This is a genomic window from Streptomyces sp. NPDC127119, from assembly GCF_042677425.1.
GTDB lineage: Bacteria > Actinomycetota > Actinomycetes > Streptomycetales > Streptomycetaceae > Streptomyces.
In genome coordinates this window covers 1-15,787 of record NZ_JBHXTO010000186.1, presented here as the reverse complement: position 1 = coordinate 15,787, position 15,787 = coordinate 1, and the positions used below count along the sequence as shown (strand labels likewise).

The window sequence follows — 15,787 nt, the reverse complement described above, 5'->3', positions numbered from 1 at the left end:
AGTACGGAGAGTCCCGTACTCGGCGCTCATCGTCGTCGGTACGCCGGGGGGCGTACAGCGGTGGGCGTACGGCCGCTACGGAACCCTCAAATCAACCTCTGAACATGACCCGTGAGGCTTCAACTCACCGTGCTGTTGGGCACATTCTCAGCACATGGGGCCCGCCGGCACGGGGGCGGCGGGCCCCCTTGAGGAGTACACCGCGGGCTGGTCGTGGAACGGGGGTGGGACGCATGGGCAGCCGGTCGAGGTGTCGGCACGAGCCGTTCGCGGCGCTGTCGCGAGGCGGGCCGCCTGCCGCGGTGACGGTCGCACCACGCGACGCACCGCTCGGGGAGTAGCGCGGGGCGGGACACGGGGGAGAGCACGGGGGCGCCGGGTTCGGCTCGGGTCGCGGCGGGGGCGGCCGGGACCGGACACGGCGCGAGGCCCCGTCCTGACGACTCAGGACGGGGCCTCGGCTTGTCGGGGTGGGCTCGCAGGGGTGAGCTTGTCGGAGTGGGTCGGACCTTCAGTCCAGGGTTCAGACCTTCAGGGCCCTGATGGACGTGGGCGCGTGGCCCGGCTCGGTCGCGATCTCCTCGAACTCCACGACGTTGCCGATGTCGTTGGTCGTCGACATCGAGATGTTGGTGACACGCTCCAGGATCGCCTCGACGACCACCGGCACCTGGAACTCGGCGGCCAGCTTCTTCGCCTGCTCCAAGGCTGCGCCCAGCTCGCCCGGGTCGGTCACCCGGATCGCCTTGCAGCCGAGCCCCTCGACGACCTTCACGTGGTCGACCCCGTACACGCCCAGCTCGGGCGAGTTGATGTTCTCGAACTCCAGGTTGACCTGGAAGTCGATGTCGAAGCCGCGCTGGGCCTGCCGGATGAGGCCCAAGTAGGCGTTGTTCACGAGCACATGGACGTACGGGATACGGTGCTGGGCCCCGACGGCCAGTTCCTCGATCATGAACTGGAAGTCGTAGTCGCCGGAGAGCGCGACCACCTGTGCGCCGGGGTCGGCCTTGGCGACGCCGAGCGCGGCGGGGACGGTCCAGCCGAGGGGGCCGGCCTGACCGCAGTTGATCCAGTGCCGGGGACGGTAGACGTGCAGCATCTGCGCGCCGGCGATCTGGGAGAGGCCGATGGTGGTGACGTACCGCGTCTCCGGGCCGAAGGCCTTGTTCATCTCCTCGTAGACGCGCTGCGGCTTGATGGGGATGTCGTCGAAGTGCGTACGCCGCTGGAGGGACGCCTTCTTCTCCTGGGCGGCCGTGGCCCACCCGGACCGGTCCGGCAGCCCGCCCTCGGCCTTCAACTCCCGTGCCACCGACACGAACAGCTCCAGAGCGGCCTTCGCGTCGGACGCGATGCCGAAGTCCGGGGCGAAGATCTTGCCGATCTGGGTGGGCTCGATGTCGACGTGCACGAACTTCCGTCCGGCCGTGTAGACGTCGAGCTTGCCGGTGTGGCGGTTGGCCCAGCGGTTGCCGATACCGAGGACGAAGTCGGACTCCAGGAAGGTCGCGTTGCCGTAGCGGTGCGAGGTCTGGAGGCCGACCATGCCGGCGTTCAGGTCGTGGTCGTCGGGGAGGACGCCCCAGCCCATGAGGGTGGGGACGACCGGGACGCCGGTCAACTCGGCGAACTCGACGAGGAGTTCGGAGGCATCGGCGTTGATGATCCCGCCGCCCGCGACGATCAGCGGCCGCTCGGACTCGTTCAGCAGCGCGATCGCCTTCTCGACCTGGGCACGGGTCGCGGCGGGCTTGTAGACCGGCAGCGGCTCGTACGTCTCCGGGTCGAACTCGATCTCCGTGAGCTGGACGTCGATGGGCAGGTCGATGAGGACCGGGCCCGGACGGGCCGAGCGCATCAGATGGAAGGCCTGCTGGAAGACGCCCGGGACCTGGGCCGCCTCCAGCACGGTGACCGCCATCTTGGCGACCGGCTTGGCGATCGACGCGATGTCGACGGCCTGGAAGTCCTCCTTGTGGATCACGGCGGTCGGGGCCTGTCCCGTGATGCACAGGATCGGGACGGAGTCGCCGGTCGCGGAGTACAGACCGGTGATCATGTCCGTGCCGGCCGGTCCTGACGTCCCGACGCAGACGCCGATGTTCCCGGGCGCGGTACGGGTGTAGCCCTCCGCCATGTGGGAGGCGCCCTCGACATGGCGGGCCAGGGTGTGGCCGATGCCGCCGGCGGCCTTGAGCGCCGCGTAGAAGGGGTTGATCGCCGCGCCCGGGACACCGAACGCGTTGGTGACGCCCTCGCGCTTGAGGATTTCGACTGCCGCGCGGGCAGCGGTCATACGGGCCATTGCGTACTCCTGCTTCGGCTGCCGGATTCGGGCTCCCGTCGCGCCCCGCGGAGAGCTTCAAATTCCGTATTGCGGAAAGTAACTTCTACTATCTGGAAGTAATGTAGGTGGGAGGCCGGAGGGCGTCAAGGGCGCGCGACGGGGTCGCGTGCGCGGCGAATCAGGGGGCGTCCGATCGATTCCCTGCCGGAGGACGGGGTTCCGGAGGACGATGGAGGTGCAGCTCCCCTGTGGTTCGGTGTCACGTGTTCTGGAGAGAGTCATGGCCGAGAGCGTGCCGGTGACGTGTCCGGCCTGTCGGCGCGAGCATGTCTATGCGGCGCCGACGTACCCGTGCGCGTGCGGTGCGCCGGTCACCCCCGCGCTGGACTCGCGGGCGGCCCCCGAGTCCATCACCCACCACACCTGGGACGAGGGCTGGGTGACGATCCCCTGCGGAACCTGCGGCCGCGCGGACCAGTGGCCCCGTCCGGAACTCGGCTGCCCGTGCGGGACGGTGCTGCGGGTACCGGTGGCCGGCGCCGGCCCGGACGCCACGGGCCCCGCCCACACCGCCCCCGACGCGCCGGGCCGCGCCTACACCCATCCCGATGCGGCGGGCTGCGCGGAAGCGGACCTCGCTGACACCGGGCGCGCGAAGTCCGGCCTCACCGAGCCGGACTTCGCGGAGACCGGCCTCGCTGAGACCGGGCGCGCCGAGAGCGAGCGCTACGAGACCGGGCGGGCCGGGACAGGTCGCGACGGGACCGATGCGCGTCCGCGGGGCGCCGACGAGGCACGCGCCTCCGGCGCCGAGGGGGCGGAGGGCTTGGTCGGGCCGACAGGCTCGGACAGCCAGGCGGGTCCGGCCGGCTCGGGCAGCCCGGCCGGCTCGGCGGGTCCGGATGGCTTGGACAACCCGGCGGGTCCAGCAGGCACAGACCGTCTGGCCGACCCGGACAGCTCCATCGGCCACGACAGTCCTATCCGCTCGCACGGTTCTACCGGCTCGGACGCCCCGAACAGTCCTGTCGGCGCGGACAGCGCAGACCTCCCGGCTGGCCCGGACAGCTCCGTCGGCCCAGGACGCCCTGACCGCTCGCACCACCACATCGGCTCGGACGCCCCGAACGGCACTGTCGGCCCGGACAGCCTGGACGACCCGAGCAGCCCTGTCGGCGCGTGCGGCGCAGACCGCCAGGCTGCCCCGGACAGTTCCGTCGACCCCGACAGCCCGATCGGCTCGGACAACCCCGTCCGCTCGGACCGCCCGGACGCCACGGACCGCACAGCCGGCTCGGACGGCCCCGTCGACCCGGGCAGCCCGGACGGCGAGGGCGTCGACCCCGGCAACCCGGGTGGCGATGGCGGGCAGGGCCCCGACAGCGCCGTACCCCCGGAAGCCGTCCCCGGAGGGGCAGGCCGCCGGCCGGGGGCGAGGCCGCGGTCACGGGCGCAGCGGCTGCCCGCTGCCGTGTCGCTCCCCCTCCCCCGTGCCGAACCCGCGCCCCGCCCCGCGTTCCAGCCGGTGACCATACGTACGGCCCGGGACGCCGTGACCGCCGCCGCGCTGTATCTGCGCTGGCTCGGGTACCGGGACATACGGCGGGCCGACCAGCGGCCCCCCTCCGGCATAGGGCTCGCGGCCCGCGGGATGGTCGCCCTGGTCGACCCGACCGTGCGCCCGGCCTCCCTGCGGGACGTGGAGTGCCTGTGGCTGACGGCGATGACGGAGTCGTCCGGCTGCGTCTACTTCTCGCTGGCCGGTTACGAGAAGGACGCCCGCGCCCGCGCCGACTCACTGGGCGTCCCCCTGTTCGTACTGGACCTCACCGGCACCCCGCAGCCGGCGAACAGCCTCGCCGACGACCTCGTCGCGACCGGCGCGTGATCCCACCAACTCGGCGAAGCAGTCGCATACTTGACCCTATGACCGTCAGAGCGGCCACTTCCGCCGACCTCCCGCTGCTCCAGGACATCGAACGTGCCGCGGGCGAGCCCTTCCGTATCTTCGGCATGCCGGAGATCGCCGACGACGAGCCGTTCGCGCTCGACGTCCTGGAGCGTTTCCGCAAGGCGGGCCACGCCTGGGTCGCCGAGGACGCCACGGGCAGGCTCGTCGCGTACCTGATCGGTGAGCCCCTGGACGGCGCCTTCCACATCGAGCAGGTCTCCGTCCACCCGGACGCCGCGCACCAGGGCGTGGGCCGGACCCTGATCGCGTACGCCGCCGAGCGTGCGCTGGAGCAGGGGCTGACCGGACTCACGCTCACGACCTTCTCCGAGGTCCCCTGGAACGCGCCCTACTACCAGCGGCTCGGCTTCCGTGTCCTGCCGGAGGCCGACCTCACGCCGGGACTGCGGAGAGTCCTCGCCGGGGAGGCCGAGCAGGGCCTCGACCGCCGCCCCCGGGTGTGCATGTACCTGCCGATGGAGCAGCCCGGACGGCACGCCTAGGGGCTGTCTGACCCTTCCCGTCGTCGCCCGGAGTGCGGTACGCCTAGGGCGTGTGGTGGTGGATGTCGAAGCCCTCGTCCATGTCCGGGGTGTCGGGGGTGTCCGGGGTGTCCGGGACACTCCTGGATTCCGGGGACCGGGCCGCCACCACGTTCGCCGTCGGCCCGGTGGCGAGCTGTGCCTGGAGCCTCAGGTGGCGGAACTCGAATCCCGCCCCCGACTGGCGCAGCACGCCCCGTTGGTGTGCCTCGTCCAGGAACGCCATCAGCCGCCACGGCAGTTGGCCGGTCGCCGCCAGCCAGCTGCGCGCGACGAGGAAGCGGCCCCAGGCGCTCAAGGCCAGCGCCGCCGTGCCCAGCGGCAGCCACAGTTGCGTACCCAGGTGCACCAGGCCGCCCCAGTCGCCGGGCGTCGCCACGACGGGCACGCAGACGAGGGCCACGAGCAGGGCCACCATCCCGCCCCGGGTCAGGGACGCGGTCCGGTCGGTGCGCAGCGACAGGCCGGGGCTCGCCGCGCGCATCAGGTCCGACGGCACGCTCAGCGCGCGGTAGACCCCGCACACACAGCCGCCCACCACACCGATCAGCAGGCCCGCGACCAGGACCGGGGGCAGGTCGCGGGTCACCACGCCCGCCGCGGGCCCCTGGGTCAGCCAGTCCCGGCCCGCGCCGGGCAGGACCGACCGCAGGTTCGTGGGATGGACCGCCGTCGTGCGGGGGCCGGCGCCCGGGGTGATGAGGGCGACCACGGCACCGTGCCGTGATTCGAAGACCGTCCGCCGTGACACGAAGTCCACGCACCGGCGCCGGGGCAGCAGGGGCATCGTGCAGTTCGGCGGCCGGGTCGTCCCGGCGAAGGCCACCGGGCGCGCTCCGTCCCCGGGCAGCAGCAGCCCGCCCCGCAGGGTCCGTTCGGTGACGGCGCTGCGCACTCCCGCCCGTTCGGAGAAGTACCAGCCGTCGATCTCCCGGTCCTTCAGGTCCACCGCAGTACGGGACTTGAGCGCGGTCACGCCGACCGCCGCGAACCCGCCCGCCGTGCAGGAGGCGACCCCGATCAGCATCGCCACGGCGGTGCCCCGGACCGCGCCCGTCACGAACCGGCGGGCGATCCGCCCGGCACGCGGGGTGTGCGCCCCGTCCTGGCCGCCCCCTCGGCTCGTTCCGCTCTCCATCAGGGCGGTACCCGCCCCCGCGCAGGTGGTGCCGAGCAGTACGGTCCACGGGTTGCCCTCCCGGCCCAGCAGGGCCACGCCCGCCGTGACGGTTCCGGCCGCCGCCAGCACGGCCCCGCCCAGCCGGGCCGCCACCCGGCTCATGACCCCGCTCCAGGGCAGCCCGAGCGGGGTCGGGCGGCGGGTGAGTCCCGCGATGCCGAGGAACAGGGTGAACAACTGCGAGAACAGGAATCCGCCGAGCAGGTCCGGCATCCAGCCGTCGGTGACGCCGCCGAAGCGGAACCCGAAGCGCAGATCGTCGAAGTACGCGTATCCCGCCCACATCAGCGCGCTCACCCCGATGGTGATGAGCGCCTGCCGCCGCCGGAAACCCCGGTCCGGCTCCTGTGTCCCCCGTCGTCCCCGCCGCCCGGACGGGAGCAGGTACCGGACCCCGAACGCGAACCCCAGGGTCTGGCCGACGAGCAGGGCGACCAGGGACAGCACGTCCTCAAGACCGGCCAGATCGTCGACCGCGCGGGCCAGGGTGACCGGCAGCAGGAACAAGGACAGCACGGCGAGGGCCAGCAGGCCCGGCGCGTACAGGGCGAGGGTCCGCGGGACCAGCGATTCCAGCTCCCACCAGGCCAGCCGGCCCGTGCCACGGCGGTGCAGCCCCCGGGCCAGCACGGTGAGCCGCCGGGTGGCCTCGCCGGCGGCCGTCGGCCCTGCGTCCGCGAACGCCGCGGGTACGAACGCCTCCAGGAGGTGCCCCTCCACCGCCGCCACCGTGGGAAAGCGCCGGGGGTCGAGCAGGGGTGCGGGGTCGCGGGAGGTGTCGCCGTAGACCGTGCGGGCCAGGGCGACCATCAGCGGTGTGGTGAGCACCTCGGCCAGCGGCAGGTCGGGCCGTTCCGCCAGCTTCCGCAGTACCGGCGTCCACACGGTGTGCGGAACGCCGTCCGCCGTCACACCCAACGGCCGCGCCGAGCGCTCCAGATGCGCCCCGGCCCGTACGAGGTCCAGGGGCCGCAGTTCCACCACCTCGGCCCCGGTGAGTACGTCGCCCTCGTCCACCGCGGCGGCCCAGGCGTCACCGCGGCTGGTCAGCAACAGCGGTGCGCCCGGGTCGAGTTCGGCGTTGATCCGGCGTACGGCGGTCGCGCGGGCGGGGCGGGGCAGTTCGTCGAAGCCGTCGAGGACCGGGGCCACCAGGCCCGTGTCGACCAGGACGCGTGCCAGGGTGCGCCGGTCGTCCGCCTGGGCGGCCAGCGGCCGGTAGTCGGCGGCGAGCCGGGCCGTGAGCCAGTCGCGCAGCGGGGTGCGCAGGGGGTCCCACGAGGCGAGCGGGAAGATCACCGGGACCGGGCCGCCGTCCTGGCGGGCCGCGAGGCGGTCGAGGACGTACCGCATGGCCAGCACGCTCTTGCCCGATCCGGGCTCGCCCAGGACCACGACGCGCCGGTCCGGCGGCGCGGTGACCGGTTCCGGGGCGGCCGGATCCTGAGCGGCCGGATCCACGCTGCCCGGGGTGCCGCCGGCCGCGCGTGGGCGGGGCAGCACCGGGCCGGGCGGGATGTTGTACGGATGGTCGGCCAGGCGGCGGTCCGCGAGCGACCACTCCACCTCCAGCGGCGCGGGGTCCTGGAGGCGCCGCAGCCGCGCCTCGGCGGCCCACTGTTCCCGTACGGCCTCCGCCAGCGCCTCGACGGCCCGGCGCCGGTGTGCGCCGTCGCCGTCGGGGCGCGGGGTGGCGTCGCCGCGCAGTACGTCGGCCATCAGTGCCGCGACCGACATGAAGGCGCCGAGCGCCGTCAGCAGGACGCCGGCGGTGGCGGAGTCCTGCCACCAGAAGCGCAGGATCGCGGCCAGTGCCGCGAGTGCCACCGCGCACACGGCGAACCACATGCGTCTGCGCGCCTGCGCACTGTGCAGTCCGACTTGCATCCCCACCGTTCTCTCACCGCTCCCCCGTCGAACGTCGCGGTCGCGCGACCGCCGGAGTGACCCGTTCTAGTCGTCATCGCGGCGGCGAACTGGCTGTTCGAGACACGTGTGAGTGAGCGCGTGGGGGTGATTGGGGGGCGGGTAGTAGTGCGTTGCGCCGTCCGGTGCAGGGGTCAGGGGCATACGCGTCGGGCATGGGCCTGTGCCGTGTTGCTCTCGCGGGCGTTGCGGGTGCGGGTTCGCTGTAGCTGCTCGCGCCGTTCCCCGCGCCCCTTGCAGGGTGGGGGCTGCGTGCGCTTGAACCTGCGGGAGCCTCGTGGTTACTCGCGCCGTTCCCCGCGCCCCTTGCAGGGTGGGGGCTGCGTGCGCTTGAACCTGCGGGAGCCTCGTGGTTGCTCGCGCCGTTCCCCGCGGCTCTTACGGGGCTAGTCCTCAGGGGCGTACTGCTCCCGGAGTTCGATCTTGCGGACCTTTCCCGAGACCGTCATCGGGAAGGTGTTCATGATGCGCAGGCGGGTGGGGGCCTTGTAGTGGGCCAGGCGGTTCTCGCAGAAGGTGCGCAGTTCCGCCAGGGTCGGCGGGTCCTCGGGGTCGCGTGGGATGACGCAGGCCAGTACCTCCTCGCCGTACCGCTCGTGCGCCACCCCGACCACCTGTACGTCGGCGATCTTCGGGTGCGCGTACAGGAACTCCTCGATCTCGCGCGGGTAGATGTTCTCGCCGCCCCGGATGATCATGTCCTTGATCCGGCCGACGATCTGTACGTATCCGTCGTCGAGCATCACCGCCAGGTCCCCGGTGTGCATCCACCGTCCCGCGTCCACGGCCTCGGCCGTCTTCTCGGGCTCGTCCCAGTAGCCGAGCATCACGCTGTAGCCCCGGGTGCACAGCTCGCCCGCGGAGCCACGCGGCAGCGTCACCCCTGTCGCCGGGTCGACCACCTTGACCTCGATGTGCGGCAGGACGCGCCCGACCGTGCCGGTGCGGTGCTCCAGGTCGTCGTCGCGGCGCGTCTGGAGGGACACGGGCGAGGTCTCGGTCATGCCGTAGCAGATGGACACCTCGGCCATGTGCATCTCGGAGACCACCCGTTTCATGACCTCGACCGGACAGGGCGAGCCCGCCATGATGCCGGTCCGCAGGGAGGAGAGGTCGTACTCCGCGAACTCCGGCAGGTTCAGCTCCGCGATGAACATCGTCGGTACGCCGTACAGCGAGGTGCAGTACTCCTCCTGCACCGCCCGGAGCGTCGCCGCGGGCTCGAAGGAGGGCGCCGGAATGACGATGCAGGCGCCGTGCGAGGTGGCCGCGAGGTTGCCCATGACCATGCCGAAGCAGTGGTAGAACGGCACCGGTACGCAGATGCGGTCCCGCTCGGTGTACGCGATCGACTCACCCACGAAATAGCCGTTGTTGAGGATGTTGTGGTGGGAGAGGGTCGCCCCCTTGGGGAACCCGGTCGTGCCCGAGGTGTACTGGATGTTGATCGGGTCGTCGCAGGACAACTCGGCTGCCAGCAGCGGAAGTCGCTCGTGCAGTGCCGGGGTGGCACGGTCGAGCAGCGCGTCCCAGGTCGCGTCGCCGACGTACACGGTCTCCCGCAACTCCGGGCACGCGCCGCGCACTTGGCCGACCATCGCCCGGTAGTCGCTCGTCTTGTGGCTGAGCGAGGCGAACAGCAGTGAGATGCCGGCCTGCTTGAGGACGTACGCGACCTCGTGGGTGCGGTACGCGGGGTTGATGTTCACCATGACCGCGCCGATGCGGGCGGTGGCGTACTGGACGAGCATCCACTCGGGGCAGTTGACCGCCCAGATGCCCACCCGGTCGCCCTTCGCGATGCCGCTCGCGAGCAGCGCGCACGCCAGCCGGTCGACGTCCGCGGCGAAGCGGGCGTACGTCCAGCGCCGTCCCGAGGGCAGGTCGACGAGCACCTCACGGTCCGGCCAACGGCTCACCGCCCGGTCGAGGTCGGCCCCGATCGTGTCCCCGAGCAGGCCGGTGCCGCTCACCCCGTGCGCGTACGACAGGTCTGTGCGCGTCCGTTCGGTCACCCGATCGCTCATCGGGCCGGTCGTCGGAGCGCTCATCGGGTCGGTCATCGGAAGTCCTCCTCGCGGTACTCGGCCTCGGAACCCGCCGCCGTGGCCTCGCGCAGCTCGATGCGCCGGATCTTCCCGGAGACGGTCTTGGGCAGCTCGCCGAACTCCAGCCTGCGGATGCGCTTGTACGGCGCGAGGACCGTGCGCGAGTGCTCGAAGAGGACCTTCGCGGTGTCGGGGCCCGGCTCCCAACCCTCCGCCGGCACGATGTACGCCTTCGGGACGGCGAGCCGCAGGTCGTCCGGCGCCGGCACGACGGCGGCCTCGGCGACGGCCTCGTGCTCCAGGAGCGCGCTCTCCAGCTCGAAGGGACTGATCTTGTAGTCGCTGGCCTTGAAGACGTCGTCGCTGCGGCCCACGTACGTGATGTAGCCGTCGGCGTCGCGCGAGCCGATGTCACCGGTGCGGTAGTGGCCGTCCGCCATCGCCTCGGCCGTACGGTCCGGGTCGCCGTGGTAGCCGGTCATCACACCCACCGGCCGCGCGGACAGGTCGAGCGCGATCTCGCCCTCCGCCGCGCCCGGAGCGCCCGTCACCGGGTCGAGCAGTTCGACGCGGTAGCCGGGGCTCGGCCGCCCCATAGACCCCGTCTTCAGCTGCTGACCCGGGCTGTTGGACACCTGGACGGCGGTCTCGGTCTGCCCGAAACCGTCCCTGATCGTGACGCCCCAGGCCCTGCGCACCTGCTCGATGACCTCGGGGTTGAGCGGTTCACCGGCGGCGACGACCTCGCGCGGGGGCGTACGCAGCCGGCTCAGGTCGGCCTGGATGAGCATGCGCCACACCGTGGGCGGCGCGCAGAACGTCGTCACCCCGACCCGCTCGATCTCCGCCATCAGCCGGCCCGCGTCGAAGCGCGTGTAGTTGTGGATGAAGACGGTCGCCTCCGCGTTCCAGGGGGCGAAGAGGTTCGACCAGGCGTGCTTGGCCCAGCCGGGCGAGGCGATGTTCAGATGCACGTCACCGGGCTGGAGACCGATCCAGTACATGGTCGCGAGGTGGCCGACCGGGTACGAGACATGGGTGTGCTCGACGAGCTTGGGGCGGGCGGTGGTGCCGGAGGTGAAGTAGAGCATCAGCGGGTCGTCGGCCCGGGTGGGGCCGTCCGGCGTGAAGGGCCCGAAGGCGCGCTCCTGGACCTCCTCGTAGGCGTGCCAGCCCGCGCGCCCACCGCCGCCGGCTCCCGCCGCCCCTGTCGCGCCTGTCGCCGACACCGCGATACGTGTGTAGTCGCCGGGCACCTCGTCGAACTTGGCCGTGTCCTCGGCGCGCGCGACGACGTGCCGGACCTGGCCCCGTTCGACACGGTCGCGCAGGTCGGCCGGGCCCAGCAGGGGGGTGGCGGGGATGACCACGGCCCGCAGTTTCATCGCGGCCAGCGCGGTCTCCCACAGTTCGGCCTGGTTGCCGAGCATGACCAGGATGCGGTCCCCGGCGCGGACACCCAGCCCGCGCAGCCATTCCGCGGCCCGGTCGGAGCGCATGGACAGCTCGGCGAAGGACAGCTCGATCTCGCAGCCGTCCTCCTCGACGATGTGCAGCGCGGTCCGGTAGTTGCCGGCCGCGATGACGTCGAACCAGTCGAGCGCCCAGTTGAAGTACTCCGGACGGGGCCAGGAGAAGCCCTCGTAGGCCGTGCCGTAGTCCTCGCGGTGCGCCAGCAGGAAGTCCCGCGCCGCACGGAAGCTCTCCGTGGGCGTGGGGTGGGCCGGCGTCGTCGGCGGCGTCGTCATCTGTCCTCCTCGGTCCCGGACCATTGCCGGGCGGCTCTCCCCCATCGTGTAATCCGTGATGCGGGTCTCACTACCCCCGGACGGGGGGTGCGTGACGGTGAAGGGACGAGTACGTGGCAACTGGCGGCGCCGATACGGTGGAGATGCGCGGCGCGCTGATGCGGCTGCGGCGGGAGACGGGGCTCGCCGTCGCCTTCGGCGGGCTGGTCGAACCGGGCCGCGCGCAGGTCCGTATCAGCGAGCTGAACGGCACCACGACGGCCGCTCTGAGCGCGCTCGCGGTGTCCTCGGGCAACGGTCTGGGCGGCAAGGCGGTCGCTCTCGTCCGGCCGTGCGCGGTGACGGACTACTCCTCGTCCCGGCGGATCAGCCACGAGTACGACGTCGCGGTCGCCGCGGAGGGGCTGCGCTCCGTCCTCGCGGTGCCCGTCGTCGTACGCCGCCGGGTGCGCGGTGTCCTGTACGGCGCCCTGCGCTCGGCCCAGCCCCTGGGCGACCGCACGCTGTCCGCGGCGGTGCAGGCGGCCCGGGACATGGAGCAGTCACTGGCCGTACGGGACGAGGCGTACGGCCTGCTGGCGGCGGCCCGGGAACCGGGGCCACCCGGAGGGTCGGAGAGGCACTCAGGGGCGCAGGGGGCGGAAGGCATGGCCTGGGAGCGGCTCCGGGAGGCGCACGGTGCGCTGCGCGCGCTGGCCCCGCGCGTCATGGACCCGGCGCTGCGGGCCGAGCTGCTGTCGGTCTGCGAGACGCTGGCGGCCTCCCCGGGACCGGCGCGGTCGGCCGGAGCGGCGCAGTCGCCGGGATCGCTCCGGCCTGCGGGATCGCTCCGGTCGGCGGGGCAGATCCGGCTCACCCCGCGTGAGCTGGACGTTCTCAGCTGTGTGGCCGTCGGCAGGACCAACGCGGGGGCCGGAGAGCGGCTCGGGCTGCGCGCGGAGACGGTGAAGGCGTATCTGCGGTCGGCGATGCGCAAGCTGGGGGCCCATACGCGGCTGGAGGCCGTGGTGGCGGCTCGGCGGGCGGGGCTGCTGCCATGAAGGTCCGTACCACTCCGCGTGTTTCATACATGTGCGGGTGCCATGAAATCCCGTATACCGAATCTCTGTTATTTCCCTCACGGTGGAACCGCCCGAAATTCAGGGCCTCTTTGCATAATATTGTTCCGGACACGACTTGAGGGGAGCGGTGCGCGTGCGACGGGATTTCGAAGAGCCTGTCAGACCCCGTTCCGACCAGGTCATCGGGCGGGAGGAGCTGCTCGTACGAGCACGTGGCCAGCTCTCCCGAGGGGGCAGCCTCCTCTTGCACGGTCCGCCCGGAATAGGAAAGTCGACCGTCCTGCGGGCAATCACTGCGGAATACGCCGAATCAGCCCGGACTGTGTTGCGTTGTTCCGCGACCGAGTCCGAATCGCATCTCCCGTTCCTGGCACTGGTCGATCTACTCGGCCTGGTCGCCGACGAGGTCGCGGACGCGCTGCCCGCCCCGCAGCAGGCCGCACTCGAAGCGGCCCTCACCGGGCGTGCGGAATCGTCCCTGCACCAGGACGGCCTGGCGCTGCGGCTCGCCGTCCTCTCGGTGCTGCGCGCACTCGCGGCCAGGGGGCCCGTCCTCCTCGTCGCCGACGATCTGCAGTGGCTGGACGCGCCCAGCGCCGAACTGCTCGCGTTCGCCGCCCGGCGCCTCGGCGGTATGCCGGTGCGGATGCTCGGCGCGGTGCGTACCGGAACGGAACCCAAAGAGCAGGAGCATGACCCGTATCTACGCGCGTATCCGCCGGAGACGCTGGCCCTGCGGCTGTCCCCGCTGTCCCGGCCGCAGGTCTCCGAGCTGCTGACCGCCCGAGGCCACAACGGGCTGCGCCGCTCGACCCTGCGGGACATCCACCACACCAGCGGCGGCAACCCCCTGTTCGCGCTGGAGATCGGCCGCGCCCTCGCCGAGAGCCCCACGCCGCCCCGGCCCGGCGAGCCGCTGCCCGTGCCGACCTCCCTGCGCGCCCTCGTACTCAGCCGTCTGGAACTGCTGTCCGCCGAGGCCCGGCAGACGCTCCTGGTGGCGAGCGCGGGAGCCCGCCCCACCCAGTCGCTGCTGGAGTCCGCGGGCCGCCCGGACGCGGAGGCCGAGATCGCCCTGGCCGCCTCCCTCGGACTGGTGGCAGCCCAGGGCCCGGACGGCCACGGCCCGGACGGGCAGGAGGGCGCGGTGCGGTTCGCGCACCCCCTCGTCTCGGCCGCGCTGTACGCCCAGGCCGCACCCCAGGACCGGCGGGCCGCCCATGCCGCGCTGTCGACGGCCGCCTCCGAGCCGATCGAACGGGCCCGGCATCTCGCGCTGGCCACCACCGGCACCGACGAGCAGGTCGCCGAACGGCTCTCCGAGGCGGCAGCCCTCGCCCGGGACCGCGGCGCGCCCTCGGTGGCGGCCCAGCTCGGGCTGCTCGCCGCCCGGCACACCCCGGCCGACAGCCCGGTCGGCGCGGACGAGCGGCGGCTGCGCTCCGCCGAGGACGCGCTGACCTCCGGCGAGATCGACCTGGCCCGCGAGGTGGCCCGCGACGTCCTGGAACGCGCGACGGACCCGGCCGTCCGGGTCCGCGCCTGGATGGTCGTGATCGACTCGGCCGGGCAGGCGATGGCCGACGTCGAGGCCGTGTTCCCGCAGGCCCTCGCGGACGCGGGCGAGGACCCGCGGCTGCTGGCACTGGTCCGCTACCAACTGGCGTGGCGGGCGCTCCTCGTGGAGGGCGCCATGGGCAAGGGCCGTGAGGAGGCCGCCCGCGCGGCGCGGCTCGCCGCCACCGCGGGCGACCGCAGCACCGAACTGCTGGCCCTCTCCTTCCAGGCCCAGATGGAGACCCTGATGGGGCACCCCGCGGCCCCGGTGACCCTGGAGAAGGCCCTCGCGGAACCACAGGACCTGCGCGTGGCCGTCGATCACAACGGCGCCGGCGCCACCCGCTTCCGCTGGCTGATCATGAGCGACCAGCTCACGGACGCCCGGGTCTCGATCACCCGGCTGCTCGGCGAGGTGCGCCGACGCGGCATCGTCGAGAGCGAGGTGCACTTCCTGCGCGGGCTCGCCGAGACCGAACTGCGCTCCGGGCACTGCGGCCGGGCCCTCGACCTCGCCCACGAGAGTCTGCGGCTCGCCCGGGACACCGGGATCGGCGAGGCCGCGGGCAACATGTTCACCTCGCTCGCCGAGGCCGCGGGCGGCGATGTGCACCGGGCACTGGTCCTGGCCGGGGACGCCGTGCGGCGGGCCGAGGACGACGGCGACCTGATCTACCTCTCCCGGGCCCTCGGCGCGCTCGGGCACGCCCAGCTGGTGGCCGGGGACGCGGCCGGCACGGTCCGCTCACTGCGCCGGGCCCGGGAGTCGGAACAGCGGCTCGGCATCTCCGATCCGGCACGGGGCCGCTGGCACGGCGACCTCGCCGAGGCGCTGGTCCTGGTCGGCGAACCGGCGGAGGCGCAGGACGTCATCACCGCCACGCGCGAGCACGCGGTACGGCTGCGGCGGGCGAGCGTGCTGGCCGTACTGGACCGGGCCGAGGCCCTCGTGAAGGCCGCGACCGGTCACCACGAGGCGGCGGTGCAGCAGTTGACGTCGGCGCAGGACCGGCTGGCGCAGCTCGGCTACGGACTCGAAGAGGCCCGGGCCGCGTTCGCGCTGGCGCGGCTGCGCGCGGAGCAGTCGGGGCGGGGCTCGTACGACGAGGCGGCGCGGCTGTTCCGGCGCTGCCGGGCCATGCCGTGGCTGCGCCAGCTGGACGCGGTCGCCGCGGCCGACGCCGCGCCCGCCGCGGCCTCCCCCGGTGTCTCCGCCCCGGCCGCGCCCGAGTCGGTGCTGCCGCATCTCGACCGGCTGGCCTCGACGGAGCGTCAGGTCGCGGCGCTGGTCCTGGAGGGCGCCACGAACCGGGAGATCGCCGCGCGTCTGTTCATCAGCGTGAAGACGGTCGAGGCGACGCTGACCCGCGTCTACCGAAAGCTGGGCATCCGCTCCCGGGTGGACATCGTGCGCTTGGCCGCGGGGCAGCACCGGGGCGAGTGAACTCGCCCTCGCTGGCGACGAGTTGCGCGCTTCTGGGAGC

7 protein-coding genes and 1 pseudogene are annotated in these 15,787 nt (G+C 72.9%); 4 read left to right on the top strand and 4 right to left on the bottom strand.

The window, feature by feature from the left end; translation table 11 throughout:
* Positions 1 to 523: 523 nt before the first annotated feature.
* Positions 524 to 2,308, bottom strand: a complete 1,785-nt coding sequence (gcl, locus tag ACFVH5_RS40315) for a glyoxylate carboligase (protein ID WP_385838655.1) — start codon at positions 2,306 to 2,308, stop codon at positions 524 to 526.
* Positions 2,309 to 3,782: 1,474 nt separating this feature from the next.
* Between gcl and ACFVH5_RS40310 the strand changes: the two are divergent.
* A pseudogene (locus ACFVH5_RS40310) lies at positions 3,783 to 4,178 on the top strand (hypothetical protein); the annotation flags it as partial.
* A 26-nt stretch (positions 4,179 to 4,204) separates the two neighbouring features.
* Complete coding sequence (locus ACFVH5_RS40305; RefSeq protein WP_385838657.1) at positions 4,205 to 4,744, top strand: GNAT family N-acetyltransferase; 540 nt, start codon at positions 4,205 to 4,207, stop codon at positions 4,742 to 4,744.
* A gap of 43 nt (positions 4,745 to 4,787) precedes the next feature.
* On the opposite strand, the gene ACFVH5_RS40300 is transcribed toward ACFVH5_RS40305, so the two are convergent.
* From ACFVH5_RS40300 to ACFVH5_RS40290, 3 genes are all read right to left on the bottom strand, one after another.
* The gene (locus tag ACFVH5_RS40300; protein ID WP_385838654.1) at positions 4,788 to 7,850 is read right to left on the bottom strand and encodes an NACHT domain-containing protein; all 3,063 of its coding nucleotides are present in this window, start codon (positions 7,848 to 7,850) and stop codon (positions 4,788 to 4,790) included.
* A gap of 425 nt (positions 7,851 to 8,275) precedes the next feature.
* Positions 8,276 to 9,916 carry an AMP-binding protein gene (locus ACFVH5_RS40295; RefSeq protein ID WP_385838656.1) on the bottom strand — a complete coding sequence of 547 codons (1,641 nt, stop codon included), beginning with the start codon at positions 9,914 to 9,916 and terminating at the stop codon, positions 8,276 to 8,278.
* Between the two features lie 32 nt (positions 9,917 to 9,948).
* Positions 9,949 to 11,685 carry an AMP-binding protein gene (locus ACFVH5_RS40290; RefSeq protein WP_385838653.1) on the bottom strand — a complete coding sequence of 579 codons (1,737 nt, stop codon included), beginning with the start codon at positions 11,683 to 11,685 and terminating at the stop codon, positions 9,949 to 9,951.
* Between the two features lie 113 nt (positions 11,686 to 11,798).
* On the opposite strand from ACFVH5_RS40290, the gene ACFVH5_RS40285 reads away from it, so the two are divergent.
* Both ACFVH5_RS40285 and ACFVH5_RS40280 read left to right on the top strand, forming a co-directional pair.
* A complete protein-coding gene (locus tag ACFVH5_RS40285) occupies positions 11,799 to 12,725 on the top strand; it encodes a response regulator transcription factor (protein WP_385838652.1) in 927 nt (308 codons plus the stop codon).
* A gap of 154 nt (positions 12,726 to 12,879) precedes the next feature.
* Positions 12,880 to 15,747, top strand: coding sequence for an AAA family ATPase (locus tag ACFVH5_RS40280; RefSeq protein ID WP_385838651.1), 2,868 nt, complete (start codon positions 12,880 to 12,882; stop codon positions 15,745 to 15,747).
* Positions 15,748 to 15,787: the final 40 nt, after the last annotated feature.

Coding starts and splice junctions, on each gene's coding strand:
- gcl (WP_385838655.1), bottom strand. CDS start 2,308: ATGGCCCGTATGACCGCTGCCCGCGCGGCAGTCGAAATCCTCAAGCGC.
- ACFVH5_RS40300 (WP_385838654.1), bottom strand. CDS start 7,850: ATGCAAGTCGGACTGCACAGTGCGCAGGCGCGCAGACGCATGTGGTTC.
- ACFVH5_RS40295 (WP_385838656.1), bottom strand. CDS start 9,916: ATGAGCGATCGGGTGACCGAACGGACGCGCACAGACCTGTCGTACGCG.
- ACFVH5_RS40290 (WP_385838653.1), bottom strand. CDS start 11,685: ATGACGACGCCGCCGACGACGCCGGCCCACCCCACGCCCACGGAGAGC.